Raw genomic sequence first — 14,331 nt, forward strand, 5'->3', positions numbered from 1 at the left:
CCGTTTTTTTATCCATTTTGCAATTGGTTTTTCAAAATATTCGAAAATAATAGCACTCAAAAAAAGAGCAACAACAAAATAAATAGCAATTTTTGTGAAATCATTTATTTTTGGAAGATATTGATTGCCATATTTTATAATAATCATATGTATCATGTAAAATGAAAAACTAATTTCACCAAGGTATACAAAAATTTTATGTTGTAAAATTTTAGAAATAAATCCTTTTTGTAAAGCAAAAGTAAGAACAATAGCAACCATTGGAATCCAGTAATATATCCCGTAACGAAATGCTCTTTGTATATCTAAATGGAAATAGAAAAAAATACCTAAAATTAAAATAGATGCTATTTCGAGTAAATTTCCTTTAATTGTATCTATTTTATAATTTTTAATTTTATCATAGATTTGAAAAGTAATTATTCCAAGAATAAAATCAAAACTTCTGACAATTGGATTAATATAAAATATCCCTTTTTCTAGTGCTAAATCTGAACGAAAATATGGTTCAGTAATAAAAATAGCAGGAATAATTAATAATAGTAAATATTTTAATTTAGGAAATTTATGTAACCATATTACAAAGAATGGAAACATAATGTAAAAGAAAAATTCTGTAGAAATACTCCAAGAAACATTATTAATAGAAAAGTAATAATCTTTAATAGGAATATAGGATTGTAATAAAAATAAATTAAGAATAGGAATATCCCAATGTATGTAACCTTTCCAAACGTTAATTATAACAAAAGGTAACATAATTATAAATGTAAGTACATGTAAAGGATAAATTCTAGCCACACGAGCAATGTAAAATTTCTTTTTATTGAAATCAGGATTGTCTATAATTTTTCTTTCATAATTAAGTGCCAATACAAAACCACTAAGAATGAAAAAGAAACCAACACCTAAATAACCTTCAAAAAACACATTATTTTTTAGCCAATTATACCAAACTAAATTTGTTTTTACAAATGTCAAATGACTTAAAAAAACAGCAAGAGCAAAGAAGAAACGTAAGGAAGTTAAACTTTTTAGCATTAGTCTAAAACTTTGATTTCCATTTGATAATATTCATCAAACATATGTATAAATTCATTTAATTTACTTTCACGAACAGAAATAGTAAACATACATTTATCGGAAAAATGTTTATCTTTTACTGTTCCATCCATTCGTTCAACATTTCGTTCAACAATTCCTTGTTGGTCGTAATTGAAAATCATTTTTATGCGTTTGGATACAAATCGCTCTACAATTTTAGCTTCTTCTAAAACAACTTGCGCAGCATATTTATAAGCCTTTACAAGTCCAGGAATTCCAAGTTTTGTTCCTCCGAAATAGCGAACGGAAACCACAAGAATATTGGTAATTTCAGCTGATAATAATTGATTATAAATTGGTAAACCTGCAGAACCACTTGGTTCACCATCGTCATTAGCACGATAATTTTTTTTATCGATTCCAAGAATATAAGCATAACAATGATGGTTAGCATCAGGATGAATTTCGTATAAATTTTCCAAATACATTTTTATCTCATCTTCATTTTCTACAGGATAAGCATAATTGATAAACTTACTTCCTAGTTCTTTGAAAATGACATCTTCTATAGGTTTTTCAATCGTTTGGTAACTATCAGTCATTTTTATTTTGGCATTTACAAAAGTGCAACAAAGTTAAAAATATATTTCTGTAGTCTTTTATATAAAAAGAAATAAAGCATCAAACAATAAAATATTTTATTGTTTGATGCTTTATTCTGTTAAAAGCTATGAAATATTGTTATTGATTAGTCGGCATCGTAGATAACCACTTTTTTAGCATATTTGTTTGGGCCATTTAAAAATTCGACATGTTGCGGATGTTTTTGATAAGCTTGGAATTCTTCCATTGTTTCAAAAGCTCCAAAAAGAGAAAATGAGTAAGATCCATCTACAACGTCTCTTACAATATCTGCTGGTGTTCCTACGTGAAAAAATTTAGCTAGATTTATATTTTCTAAATTTCTAGCAGCTGTTTCAAATTCTTTATATTCAGCTTCTGTAATATCGTCTTTTAACCAAAATAATACGTGATGTGCTAACATTGTTTTTGTTTTTTGTAAGTAATTAATAATTAATTTTTTAAATCCATTCAATTAAATTTTCAATTAAAATATTTTTTAAAAAATATCAATTATTTTAATTGAAAGTTGTATAACAAATATAACTTTTTCTTTTCGCTTAATCAACTTTAAAAATCCTTAATAAATGATAAAATTTTCATAAATAGGAAAGCTCCAAATAGGAGCTTTTTCTATTAAATTATTTATAACAATATTTAAATGTATTTTTTACAAATTAGTAAGCAATTTGCATTTTAACTTTTTTCGTTTTTATTTTCTGACCATTTAATTTCTTTAAAATTTCAGGTACTTTTTTTCTGTTGATAGCTACATAAGAAGTCGTATCTTTTACTTCAATTAGCCCAACATCGTTCTTTTCCAAGTTTCCTTTTTTAAATAAGAAACCAACAATATCAACTTTATTAACTTTATCTTTTTTACCTGCCGAAATGTAAATTGTTTGGTATGGTGTTCTTTCAGGAATTTTATAAGTTCCATTTAAGTTTTCTACTAATAAATTTTCTTTCACAAATGGGAAATGTTCTTCATTACTTATAATTAAGTAAACAAAACCTTTCGCATTCATACGAGCTGTTCTTCCATTTCTATGAATAAATGCAGCTTCTTTGGGAGGTAATTGATAGTGAATAATAGAATCAACCTCAGGAATATCTAATCCTCTAGCTGCTAAATCAGTTGTGATTAAAACTCGAACTGAATCATTTCGAAACTTTAGTAAAGCTCTTTCACGTTCATCTTGCTCCATCCCACCATGAAAACTCTCTCTTGCAATTCCTTTTTCATGTAGCAAATTACTTATTCTATCCACAGCATCTCGGTGATTACAGAAAATAAGCATTCTTTTATTCCCTATTTTACAAATAAGGTTAAATAAAGTATCCAATTTTTCTTCAGAAATTGTATTCACCAATTTCATTTGTAAATCAGGTTTTACCTCAATATTTTTTAAATAGCTAACAATCTTTTCATCTTGCAATCCAACAAAAGCAGGAATATCAACCATTTCTGTTGCAGAAGTTAAAATACGTTGTTTCAATCCAGAAAGTTGTTCTACAATAAAACTCATATCTTCTTGGAAACCTAATTCCAAAGCTTTATCAAACTCATCTAAAACTAATGTATTTACAGTTGAAGGATCAAAATTTTCGTTACGTAAATGATATGCAATTCTACCAGGTGTTCCAATTAACACAGCAGGAGCTTCTAACAAATTATTTTGCTCTATTTTTGTATTATGTCCTCCATAGCAACAAGAAACTTTATAATCTGTTTTCATCGATTTAAAAACAGTTTCTATTTGTAAAGCTAATTCTCTAGCTGGAACCAGAATAAGACATTGTACGCCTTTTGCGTCAGGTTTTAAATCTCTAACGACAGGAAATAAAAAAGCCAATGTTTTTCCAGATCCTGTAGGAGATAATAAAACTAAATCTCTTTCATTTTCAGACATTTTGAATGCAGATCTTTGCATTGCGTTCATGTCCTTAATTCCTAAATTTTTATAAAGTAAATCCATTTGCATGCTGCAAAAATACTAACATTTTAGCGATAAATAACAATAGCTTGCACAGAATACTTTATACAAATAGCAATATGCTTTTTATTTGGGCAATCCCTTTGGGGCAGGCTTTACGTTGCAATCTTTTTCCGAGGAAAAAGGATTTACACTTCAATCCTTATTGCAGAAAAATAGTTACTTTTTAGCAATAGAATAAAAATAAACAAGCTTGTAGTTATCCTAAAAAAAGTGTTTATCATAGACTTATTTACCCAATAAAATAACCTTGTAAAGTTGTTTTTGTTGGGTATTTTGAATTATCAACTCGTGCAAAGAGCAATATTTATGTTGCGTTTTAATTAAAAATAATTAGTTAACAAATGATATATATTTATTTTGGAATTCAATAAATAAATTGTTTTTATAATTTCATAAAACTTCTTATAAATGATAAAATATCTATTTAAAGCTCAATTTTTATGTTAAATTTGAAATACTAAATTAATATGAATGTCTCAACAAGGTAAATCCCTAGAAGATGTACACGAGAGTGTAGAAGTAAAAAAAGGAAAATTCAAAAAAATACTTAGTTTTTTTGGTCCAGCTTATTTAATAAGTGTTGGTTATATGGATCCTGGAAATTGGGCAACAGATTTGGCAGGAGGTAGCCAGTTCGGATATACATTAATTTGGGTTTTATTGATGAGTAATATTATGGCTTTGTTATTACAAAGTTTATGTACTCGTTTGGGAATTGTTAGAGGGAAAGATTTAGCACAATGTAATAGAGAAACTTATCCTAAAGGTCTGAATTTTGTATTGTATGTTTTAGCTGAAATAGCAATTGCAGCATGTGATTTAGCTGAAATATTGGGGATGGCAATTGGACTTAATTTATTATTCGGAATAGATCTTATTTATGGTGTTTTAATTAGTTTTTTAGATACATTTCTTTTGTTGTATTTGCAACGTTTGGGAATGCGAAAAATGGAAGTTTTTATTGTAGGGCTTATAACATTAATTGGACTTTGTTTCCTAACAGAAATGTTTCTTGCAAAACCAGATTTTGGAGAAGTTGCAAAGGGTTTTATTCCGTCAATACCTAATAGTGCTGCATTGTATATAAGTATAGGAATTATTGGAGCAACTGTAATGCCACATAATCTTTATTTACACTCGGCCTTGGTACAAACAAGACGTATTGATAGAGATGAAAAATCTATAAAAAAAGCACTCAAATATAATTTTTGGGATAGTGCTATAGCACTTAATTTAGCATTTTTTGTAAATGCTGCGATTCTTATTTTAGCAGCTTCTGTTTTTCATAAGAATGGTTATCATCAAGTTGCAGAGTTAGAGGATGCTTATCATCTATTAGGAATAACATTAGGAACAGACTTAGCTCCAAAATTATTTGCTGTAGCATTAATTCTTGCAGGACAAAGTTCTACCGTAACAGGAACATTGGCAGGACAAATTGTAATGGAAGGTTATTTACATCTTCGTATAAATCCAATGTTGCGTAGAATTTTAACACGTTTACTTGCAGTTGTTCCAGCTGTATTAGTTATTCTATTTTCTGGAGAGAGTAAAGTTGGGTCTTTACTTATATTTAGCCAAGTTATTCTTAGTATGCAATTGGCTTTTGCTGTAATTCCTTTGATTCATTTTGTAAGTGATAAATCAAAAATGGGAAATTTTGCAATTAACACGACAACTAAAGTTTTTGCATGGATAATTGCATTTGTAATTTCTTTTTTAAATGCACAATTAGTTTATGATGAATTTAATAACTGGATGAAAGAAGGAAATTCTGTTACACTGAATATTACATTGGTAATATTTGGTATTCTACTTTTAATTTTATTGTTATTAACTTTTTTCTATCCTATCATTAGTAAAAAGAAAAATAATATAGAAAAAGGACAAATTCATCAACCATTGAAAATATTTTCAGTAGATAAAGTTCCTCAGCAATCATTTAGTAGAATTGTAGTTGCTTTAGACTTCTCTATAATCGATGAAAAAGTTCTTAATTATGTAACTAAATTAGGAAATAAAGAGTCTAAAATTACTCTAGTTCATGTTGTAGAAAGTCCTGCAACCAAATATATGGGAGAAAAAACAGATGATTCTGAATCTAAATCTGATTTGAAATGTTTAGAAGAATATGCAGAAATGCTGAAACCTTTGTATGATAATATTCGTGTTGAATTAGGTTATAACAACAGGGTACAAGCTATTGCAGATGTTTGTAGACAGCAAAATGCAGATTTATTGATTGTTGGTTCTCATGGTCATAATACGTTCAAAGACATTATTTTTGGAGAAACAGTAAATAAACTTCGTCACAAAGTAAAAATACCAGTATTTATTGCAAAGTAATTTTTAATTGTAGCTTTTCTTTTAATGTTAATTGTTTTCTATTAAATTAGTTATTCAATTAACATATAGAATGACAAATAAAGTTTTTTTTACATTATTTATTGCAGGGATTAATCTTATTTATGCACAACAACAAGATTTAACTAAATATGTAAATCCTATTATTGGTACAGAGAAAATGGGGCATACTTTTCCTGGCGCTACAGTTCCTTTTGGTTCTGTGCAGCTAAGTCCAGAAACAGATAATGTTCCTTATTCTATAAATCATAAATACAATCCTAAAACTTACGATTATTGTTCAGGTTATAGGTATGAAGATAAAACAATCATAGGATTTAGTCATACACATTTTAATGGAGTTGGGCATTCCGATTTGGGTGATTTTTTAATTATGCCAACGGTTGGTCAATTACAACTGAATGTAGGAGTAGTGGAAGATACAAAAACAGGTTATCGTTCACACTTTTCTCATGAAAATGAACAAGCTGAGGCAGGATATTATAAAGTAAAACTAGATGATTATAATATTGTAGCAGAAATGACAGCAACAATTCGTGTAGGATTTCATCAATATACTTTTCCCCAATCAACAAACTCTCATATCATTTTTGATTTAAATTCTAATATTTACAATTATGATGATAAAAACACTTGGACTTATGTAAAAGTTATAAATGATACATTGGTTACAGGTTATAGACAAACAAGGGGTTGGGCTAGAAACAGAACAGTTTATTTTGCAATGACTTTTTCTAAACCATTTAAGAATTATGGTCAAAAGAACGAAGAACAAAATTTGGACTATAAAGGTTTTTGGAGAAAATGGAACGAAAATGAGAATTTTCCATTGATTGAAGGTAAAAAAATAAAAATGTATTTTGATTTTGATACCAGTGAAAATGAAAAGATTAAAATAAAATTTGCAATTTCTCCAGTTAGTCAAAAAAATGCATTACAAAATCTACAAACAGAAATTCCTGATTGGAATTTTGAAGAGGTTCGTAAGCAAGCCAAAGAGAATTGGAATAAAGAATTAAATCGTATTCAGATTAATGCTTCAAAGAATGACAAAGTAAACTTCTATACAGCTATGTATCATACATTTATTAATCCAACCACTTATGTGGATGTCAATGGAGAATACAAAGGTTTAGATCAAGAGGTTCACCAAGCGAATGGCTTTGTAAACTATACAACATTTTCTTTATGGGATACTTATAGAGCTTTACATCCTTTTTTTAATTTAATTCAACCAACTCGTAATAATGATATCGTAAAATCAATGATGAAGCATTACGAACAAAATCCTATAAAAATGTTACCTATATGGTCACATTATGCAAATGAAAATTGGTGTATGAGTGGTTATCATTCAGTATCTGTATTAGCAGATGCTATTGTAAAAGGAGTTTATACTGGAGATGCGAATCAAGCGTTAGAAGCATGTATTGTAACATCAAATAAAAGGGATTACGAAGGAATAGGAGAGTATATAGAGAAAGGTTATATTGCTGCTGAAAACAACAGTACTTCTGTTTCTAATACTTTAGAATATGCTTTTGATGATTGGTCGATTGCTCAAATAGCTAAGAAATTGAATAAAATGGATGTTTATAAAGAATATATGAAACGTTCTGAAAATTGGAAAAATAATTATGATATATCAATCGGATTTATGAGACCTAAATTAGCTAATGGAACATTTAAAAAGGAATTTGATGTTTTAGATACTCATGGGCAAGGATTTATTGAAGGTAATTCTTGGAATTATAGCTTCTTTGTTCCCCATAATCCTAATGAATTGATTAATGTAATGGGAGGTGAAAAGAAATTTGGAGCAAAATTAGATGAATTATTTAGTATGCATTTACCAGATGAATATTTTGAAAATACAGAAGATATTACAAGAGAAGGTATTTTAGGAGGATATGTTCATGGAAATGAGCCAGCTCATCATGTAGCTTATTTATATAATTGGGTTAATCAGCCATGGAAAACCCAAGAAAAAATACGTATGATTTTGGAAATGCAATATAAACCTACTCCAGATGGACTAGGAGGAAATGATGATACAGGACAAATGAGTGCTTGGTATATTTTTAGTGCTTTGGGTTTTTATCCAGTTCAACAAGGATCTGATAGTTATGCTATTGGTAGTCCATTAGTGGATAATGCAGTTATAAATTTAGAAAATGGAAAACATTTTATAATAGATGTTGAAAATCAAAGCAAAAAGAATATTTACATTCAAAAAATTGAATTGAATGGCAAAGTGTACGATTTTTATAATTTGAAACATCAGGATATTATAAATGGTGGGAAAATTAAATTTTATATGGGTTCTAAACCAAAGAAATAAATGTTAAATAAATGATAATCCATTGTTTAATTTTTTATTCTAAAAGAAATATGTTTAATTTAATAGTATAAAAATATAAAAACATGGCAACAAAAGAACAAAATCATTTACAAGAATTGGTAGAAAAATTGAAAAGTCCAAATCATAAAAAATTAGTTCAAACAAATAGAATTAAAAAGAAAAGAAGAAATAATGCTAAGAGCTAATTAATTCAAAATAAAAAAAGAGATGATATTTTAATATCATCTCTTTTTTTATTTTGGTATTTTTTGCATGTGCTCATGTTCAATATCAGTTAGTGATTTTTTACCTACAACTGTAAAACCTTTTCTTTCATATAGTTTTTTAGCTGATGGTTTTCTTAAATCAACCAATAATCCCAATGTCTTTTTTTCTTTATGAACTATTTCTTCAATTAAATAATCAAGAATTTTAGATCCTAAACCTTTTCCTTGATAATCTTGAGAAATAGCAATTGTATCAATATATATTTCACCTTTTCCTGTTTCATCTTCAGGATTAATTTTTCTATTATACTTACTTTCTAATAATTGTAATACAGGAAGTCTTAATTTATATAAGTCATCTCCATCATAATAAGTTGAAGTTCCAACAATTTTATTATCAATTTCTACGACAATTGTATTTGTATAGCTGTATTGATTATTTTTTTGTTTGATTAATTGCTCTAAAAATGAAATTGATTTTTCTAAATCCTCTTCTCCAATAAAACTATAAATAATCTCATCAATTGCTAAAATCATGATTTCAGCAATTTGTTTAGAATCTTCTTGAGTTGCTTGTCTAATATTTTCCATAAAAAAAGCCTTGATAAACTCAAGGCTAAATTATTTATTAATTAACTTAAGTTAATTATTTTGTTTTTAATTTATCTAAAGTATTGTTATAAGATTCTTTTGCTTTATCACCAGCTTCTTTAGCAGCATCTTTTACATCTGTTGCAGCTTTAGAAACATCTTCTTTTGCATCTTTAGCAGCATCTTTGATGTCTGCTTTTGCTTTATCAGCTTTTTCATCAATTTTTTGACCAGCTTCTTTAGCAGCATCTTTTACATCTGTTGCAGCATCTTTAGCGGCAGCTTTTGTATCTTCCCAAGCTTTGTTAGCATCATCATATGCTTTTTGTGCAGCCTCTTCAGCAGCTTTATCTCCTTTTGCTTTTGCAGCTTCTAAATCAGCTTTTGCTTGATCTAATTTTGATTTAGCTTCAGTTTCAGTAATTGTAGTAGTTGTTACAATTGTAGAATCATTTGCTAGAGAATCAACTGTTACTTCAGTTTCAACTGTCTTATCAGCTTCTTTTTTACAAGAAGTAGCAAAAGATAATGATGCAACTGCTGCTAATACGAATAATTTTTTCATAGTTATGTTTTTTTAATTGTTTTAATAATAGTTTAGTGTTACAATTATAATGCCATTTTCATTTCTTAAATGATGTTATAAAGAATAATAATTCAAGTTAAATATAATAATTAATTTGCACTTATCATCCTATAATTACCAGAAATATCTTTTATTAATTTTACATTACTGTAATATTCTTCAAATAATTCTTTTGTTTCATAAGGTAAGTATTGATTAATTTCGCAATAAATGAAACCTTGATTTTTCAAATGTTTTTTAGCGAATTCAATAATTCTTTTATAAAAAATGAGAGGGTCATTATTATCAACGAAAAGTGCAAGATGAGGTTCGAAATCTAAAACATTTTTATGCATTTCTTGTTTTTCTAATTCTCTTATATATGGAGGATTAGAAATAATAATATCAAATTTTTTATTTAAATTAATATCCTTTAATAAATCTTTTTCATAAAATGAGATTTCATTTTTTATAATATTTTCAGCATTTGTTTTCGCAACTATTAACGCTTCTTTAGAAATATCTATTGCAGAAACATCAGCATTATGAAATATTTTTTTTAATGTAATAGGAATACATCCAGTTCCAGTACCTAAATCAATGATTGATAACGAATCATTTTCTAAATGATTCGTTCTAATTAATTCGATTAATTCTTCTGTTTCTGGTCTTGGAATCAATGTAAACTCATTTACTTTATAGAAATTATCATAAAAGAAAGCTTTTCCAGTAATATGCTGTATTGGTTTATTTTCTTGTAATTGACTAATATCTTTTTCAATATCATCGTTATTTTCAATAATAAAGGAAGGAATGTAAGTTAAATTTAATTTATCTTCTATATAGATTAAAAATAGTTGTTCTATTTCATCTTTGTCATAACATTGTTCGAGTTTTGAAGTAAAAATTTGTTTTAATTCAGCTAATGTCATTATATAATTTTTTACAAAGATAAACCGATTATATTAATTTTTTGGGCAAACCTTTCAGGCCGCGCTTTCTCGTTCATAATCTTTTTTCTTCGCTTTATTGCTTCAAAAAAAGGATTTCCACTTCAATCGCTTTTGCAAATTAAATAATTTAGTAATAGATGAAATAAAATATTATTGCCATATTACATAATATAATTTTTTTAAAAAGAGTTATCTTTGTTATCCAAATGAAAAAAGATATCAATCAACTCGATCCAAAGGAATTTATTCTGATAAAAGGAGCAAAATTGCATAATCTGAAAAACATAGATTTAGCAATTCCCAAAAATAAACTTGTTGTAATTACCGGAATGTCTGGTTCTGGAAAATCAACTTTGGCTTTCGATACATTGTATGCAGAAGGACAACGTCGTTATGTAGAAAGTTTATCTTCATATGCAAGACAGTTTTTAGGAAAATTAGATAAACCACAAGTAGATTATATAAAAGGAATTGCTCCAGCCATTGCAATTCAGCAAAAAGTAAATTCTACTAATCCTCGTTCAACTGTCGGTACAACAACGGAAGTTTATGATTATCTAAAATTGCTTTATGCACGAATTGGAAAAACATATTCGCCAATTACAGGAGAATTAGTTCAAAAAGATTCTGTAACTGATGTTGTTGATTATCTTAAATCGTTTCAGCCCGAAACGAAGTTTATTCTACAAATAAAATTAGTTGTTCCTGAAGAACGTACATTTCCTGAGCATCTTACCATATTACAACAACAAGGTTTTACACGTTTAAGTGTAGATGGTAAACAAGTGAAAATAGAAGATTTAATATCTTTTAATTTTGAGCCACAGCCAGAAAATGAAATACATCTTATTATAGATCGTATTGCTTTACCAACAGAAGATGAAGAATCATTTTATCATCGTTTGGCTGATTCTATAGAAACTGCTTTTTTCGAAGGGAAAGGAGAAATTATTATTGTTAATATAGAAAATGATTCATATAAATATTTTTCTAATAAGTTTGAAGCTGATGGATTAATTTTTAATGAACCTAATATACATTTCTTTAGTTTCAATAATCCTTATGGAGCTTGTCCTTCTTGTGAAGGTTATGGAAAAGTGATTGGAATAGAAGAAAATTTGGTTGTACCTAATAAATCTTTATCTATTTATGAAGATGCAATTGTAGCTTGGAAAGGTGAGAAGATGAGCGAGTGGAAAATGCATTTTATAAAACAAGCTCAGCAAAAAGATTTTCCTATACACAAACCTTATTTCGAATTAACAGACGAACAAAAAGATTATTTGTGGCAAGGTGATTCTAATTGGGAAGGTATTAATGGATTCTTTAAAATGGTTGAAGAAAATACCTATAAAATTCAATACCGTGTAATGCTTTCTCGTTACCGAGGAAAAACTATTTGTCCTACTTGTAAAGGTAAGCGTCTTAGAAAAGAAACAAATTATGTAAAAATAGCTGATAAATCAATCAATGATTTAGTCGATTTACCTTTAAATGAATTACATGATTTCTTTTCTACTATAGAATTTAATGATTATGATAAACAGATTGCTGGACGAATTATTTATGAAATTAATTCACGTCTTACGTTCTTATTAGATGTAGGTTTGGAGTATTTAACGTTAAATAGAGCATCAAATACTTTGTCTGGAGGAGAATCACAAAGAATAAATTTAGCTACATCTTTAGGAAGTAGTTTAGTAGGTTCTATGTATGTGTTAGATGAACCATCAATTGGATTACATTCTCGTGATACAGAGAAATTTATTACAATTTTACATCGTTTACGTGATCTAGGTAATACAGTTATTGTAGTGGAGCATGATGAAGATATTATGAAAGCTGCAGATTATATTATAGATATTGGTCCTGAAGCTGGAACACATGGAGGTGAAGTTGTTTTTGAAGGAACATATAAAGAATTACTGAAAGCTAATACACTTACATCACAATATTTAAACGGTAAAATGGAAATTGAAATCCCAAAACATCGTTTAAAATCTTCCAATTATTTAAAAATTATAGGAGCAAGAGAAAATAATTTAAAAAATATTGATGTTAAATTTCCTTTGAATGCATTAACTGTAATTACAGGAGTTTCTGGTTCAGGTAAGTCAACATTAATGAAAGATATTCTTGCACCTGCAGTACAGCGACATTTTGAAATTTTTGGAAATAAAATCGGAGATTTTGATGAATTGGTAGGTGATTTACGTCAATTAGAAGGAATTGAATTAATCGATCAGAATCCTATTGGTAAATCCTCTCGTTCTAATCCTGTTACTTATGTAAAAGCTTACGATGATATTCGTAATTTATTTGCTTCACAAAAAGCAAGTAAAGTAATGGGATTCCAAGCCAAACACTTTTCTTTTAATGTTGATGGAGGAAGATGTGATACATGTAAAGGAGAAGGAACGATTACAATTGAGATGCAGTTTATGGCTGATGTTGAATTGTTATGTGAAGATTGTCATGGAGAGCGTTTTAAGAAAGAGGTTTTAGAAGTTAAATTTGAAGGTAAATCAATTTCAGACATTTTAAATTTAACAATTGATGATGCGATAGAATTTTTTGGAGAGTTTAATCAAAAAAAGATTGTAGATAAATTAAAACCACTTCAAGATGTTGGTCTTGGTTATGTAAAATTAGGACAATCATCAAATACACTTTCTGGTGGGGAAGCACAACGTGTTAAACTTGCTTATTTTTTAACAAAAGGAGAAACTACAAATAAAACTTTATTTATTTTCGATGAACCTTCTACTGGATTACATTTTCATGATATTCAGAAATTAATAAAAGCATTACGAGCATTAATAGATTTGGGTCATTCAGTTTTTGTGATAGAACACAATATGGATATCATAAAAGTTGCAGATTGGATAATTGATTTAGGTCCAGAAGGAGGTAAGAAAGGTGGATATTTAGTAGCGGAAGGAATTCCTGAAGATATTATAAAAATAGAAGCATCTTATACTGCTCAATTTCTTAAAGATAAAATTTAAAAAAATATAATTTCGATTATATCATTTTTCTAATGATATAATCGAAATCCTAATGTAGTACACATTGATGAGTATTTTTCGAAAAGCAGGTGAACTAATTCTACAACATCATCTGTTTCTCTTGCAATAGAAAAATAATATTGATCTAATACAGTACTTAAAATAGGTGAGGGGTTAATATATCCTGATAAAGCTTTTGCTCCTGTGACATCTAAAAAATACTGAAAAGATTCATCTTCTAAATCTAGATTTTTTATATTAGAGAAATGAACTATTTTATCAGTTAATTTACCTTGGAAAAACTCTGCGATTTCTTCTAAACTATAATAATAATCATCTATTTGTATTTGATTTTCATCCCCTTGAAATACTAAATAAATAATTTTATAATCTTTAAAATCTCTATCATGATATAAAAGGTTACTAATACTTTCTTCAAAACTCTCTATACTATCACAAGTTTTGTACATACTTGTAATTTCGAATTTTTTAGCTAGTTTATGTAAGAAATCAATTAATATAGTGTCATTTTCAACTTCTATATTTTCAACTCCTTCTAAACAAAAAATTTTGAAATCATCAATCTCATCAATTATAGAAATATCACTCATTATTTT

At 27.8% G+C, this 14,331-nt stretch carries 12 protein-coding genes; 4 read left to right on the forward strand and 8 right to left on the reverse strand.

Annotated elements, in window-relative coordinates:
• The 4 genes from RT575_RS01400 to RT575_RS01415 form a co-directional block, all read right to left on the reverse strand.
• Positions 1 to 1,041 (reverse strand): acyltransferase (locus RT575_RS01400; RefSeq protein ID WP_313578242.1); only part of this gene is annotated, 1,041 nt, incomplete at its 3' end.
• Positions 1,041 to 1,646, reverse strand: coding sequence for a YigZ family protein (locus tag RT575_RS01405; protein ID WP_313578244.1), 606 nt, complete (start codon positions 1,644 to 1,646; stop codon positions 1,041 to 1,043). The genes RT575_RS01405 and RT575_RS01400, both read right to left, overlap by 1 nt.
• Before the next feature lie 146 nt (positions 1,647 to 1,792).
• A complete protein-coding gene (locus RT575_RS01410) occupies positions 1,793 to 2,089 on the reverse strand; it encodes a Dabb family protein (protein WP_313578246.1) in 297 nt (98 codons plus the stop codon).
• 253 nt (positions 2,090 to 2,342) lie between these two features.
• A complete protein-coding gene (locus tag RT575_RS01415; protein WP_313578248.1) occupies positions 2,343 to 3,650 on the reverse strand; it encodes a DEAD/DEAH box helicase in 1,308 nt (435 codons plus the stop codon).
• A 486-nt stretch (positions 3,651 to 4,136) separates the two neighbouring features.
• On the opposite strand from RT575_RS01415, the gene RT575_RS01420 reads away from it, so the two are divergent.
• From RT575_RS01420 to RT575_RS01430, 3 genes are all read left to right on the forward strand, one after another.
• Positions 4,137 to 6,011, forward strand: a complete 1,875-nt coding sequence (locus RT575_RS01420) for an Nramp family divalent metal transporter (RefSeq protein WP_313578250.1) — start codon at positions 4,137 to 4,139, stop codon at positions 6,009 to 6,011.
• Positions 6,012 to 6,081: 70 nt separating this feature from the next.
• Positions 6,082 to 8,370, forward strand: coding sequence for a GH92 family glycosyl hydrolase (locus RT575_RS01425; protein WP_313578252.1), 2,289 nt, complete (start codon positions 6,082 to 6,084; stop codon positions 8,368 to 8,370).
• An 83-nt stretch (positions 8,371 to 8,453) separates the two neighbouring features.
• Positions 8,454 to 8,576 carry a hypothetical protein gene (locus RT575_RS01430; protein ID WP_313384419.1) on the forward strand — a complete coding sequence of 41 codons (123 nt, stop codon included), beginning with the start codon at positions 8,454 to 8,456 and terminating at the stop codon, positions 8,574 to 8,576.
• A 48-nt stretch (positions 8,577 to 8,624) separates the two neighbouring features.
• On the opposite strand, the gene RT575_RS01435 is transcribed toward RT575_RS01430, so the two are convergent.
• The 3 genes from RT575_RS01435 to prmC form a co-directional block, all read right to left on the reverse strand.
• The gene (locus RT575_RS01435) at positions 8,625 to 9,188 is read right to left on the reverse strand and encodes a GNAT family N-acetyltransferase (RefSeq protein WP_313384418.1); all 564 of its coding nucleotides are present in this window, start codon (positions 9,186 to 9,188) and stop codon (positions 8,625 to 8,627) included.
• A gap of 55 nt (positions 9,189 to 9,243) precedes the next feature.
• The gene (locus tag RT575_RS01440) at positions 9,244 to 9,753 is read right to left on the reverse strand and encodes a hypothetical protein (protein ID WP_313578254.1); all 510 of its coding nucleotides are present in this window, start codon (positions 9,751 to 9,753) and stop codon (positions 9,244 to 9,246) included.
• A gap of 110 nt (positions 9,754 to 9,863) precedes the next feature.
• The gene (prmC, locus tag RT575_RS01445) at positions 9,864 to 10,685 is read right to left on the reverse strand and encodes a peptide chain release factor N(5)-glutamine methyltransferase (protein ID WP_313578256.1); all 822 of its coding nucleotides are present in this window, start codon (positions 10,683 to 10,685) and stop codon (positions 9,864 to 9,866) included.
• A gap of 227 nt (positions 10,686 to 10,912) precedes the next feature.
• Here prmC and uvrA point away from each other — a divergent pair, with 227 nt between their 5' ends.
• Positions 10,913 to 13,714: an excinuclease ABC subunit UvrA gene (gene uvrA, locus RT575_RS01450; RefSeq protein ID WP_313578258.1), complete on the forward strand. Its 2,802-nt coding sequence runs from the start codon at positions 10,913 to 10,915 to the stop codon at positions 13,712 to 13,714.
• A 29-nt stretch (positions 13,715 to 13,743) separates the two neighbouring features.
• Here the strand turns inward: uvrA and RT575_RS01455 are convergent, their stop codons facing one another.
• Complete coding sequence (locus RT575_RS01455; protein WP_313578260.1) at positions 13,744 to 14,325, reverse strand: DUF6642 family protein; 582 nt, start codon at positions 14,323 to 14,325, stop codon at positions 13,744 to 13,746.
• Positions 14,326 to 14,331: the final 6 nt, after the last annotated feature.

The sequence above is a fragment of the Chishuiella sp. genome (genome assembly GCF_032109125.1).
Taxonomy (GTDB): Bacteria; Bacteroidota; Bacteroidia; order Flavobacteriales; family Weeksellaceae; genus Empedobacter.

What these genes read in the sequence shown, in the direction of transcription:
- RT575_RS01405 (WP_313578244.1), bottom strand. Translation starts at nt 1,646, where the DNA reads ATGACTGATAGTTACCAAACGATTGAAAAACCTATAGAAGATGTCATT.
- RT575_RS01410 (WP_313578246.1), bottom strand. Translation starts at nt 2,089, where the DNA reads ATGTTAGCACATCACGTATTATTTTGGTTAAAAGACGATATTACAGAA.
- RT575_RS01415 (WP_313578248.1), bottom strand. Translation starts at nt 3,650, where the DNA reads ATGCAAATGGATTTACTTTATAAAAATTTAGGAATTAAGGACATGAAC.
- RT575_RS01420 (WP_313578250.1), top strand. Translation starts at nt 4,137, where the DNA reads ATGTCTCAACAAGGTAAATCCCTAGAAGATGTACACGAGAGTGTAGAA.
- RT575_RS01425 (WP_313578252.1), top strand. Translation starts at nt 6,082, where the DNA reads ATGACAAATAAAGTTTTTTTTACATTATTTATTGCAGGGATTAATCTT.
- RT575_RS01430 (WP_313384419.1), top strand. Translation starts at nt 8,454, where the DNA reads ATGGCAACAAAAGAACAAAATCATTTACAAGAATTGGTAGAAAAATTG.
- RT575_RS01435 (WP_313384418.1), bottom strand. Translation starts at nt 9,188, where the DNA reads ATGGAAAATATTAGACAAGCAACTCAAGAAGATTCTAAACAAATTGCT.
- RT575_RS01440 (WP_313578254.1), bottom strand. Translation starts at nt 9,753, where the DNA reads ATGAAAAAATTATTCGTATTAGCAGCAGTTGCATCATTATCTTTTGCT.
- prmC (WP_313578256.1), bottom strand. Translation starts at nt 10,685, where the DNA reads ATGACATTAGCTGAATTAAAACAAATTTTTACTTCAAAACTCGAACAA.
- uvrA (WP_313578258.1), top strand. Translation starts at nt 10,913, where the DNA reads ATGAAAAAAGATATCAATCAACTCGATCCAAAGGAATTTATTCTGATA.
- RT575_RS01455 (WP_313578260.1), bottom strand. Translation starts at nt 14,325, where the DNA reads ATGAGTGATATTTCTATAATTGATGAGATTGATGATTTCAAAATTTTT.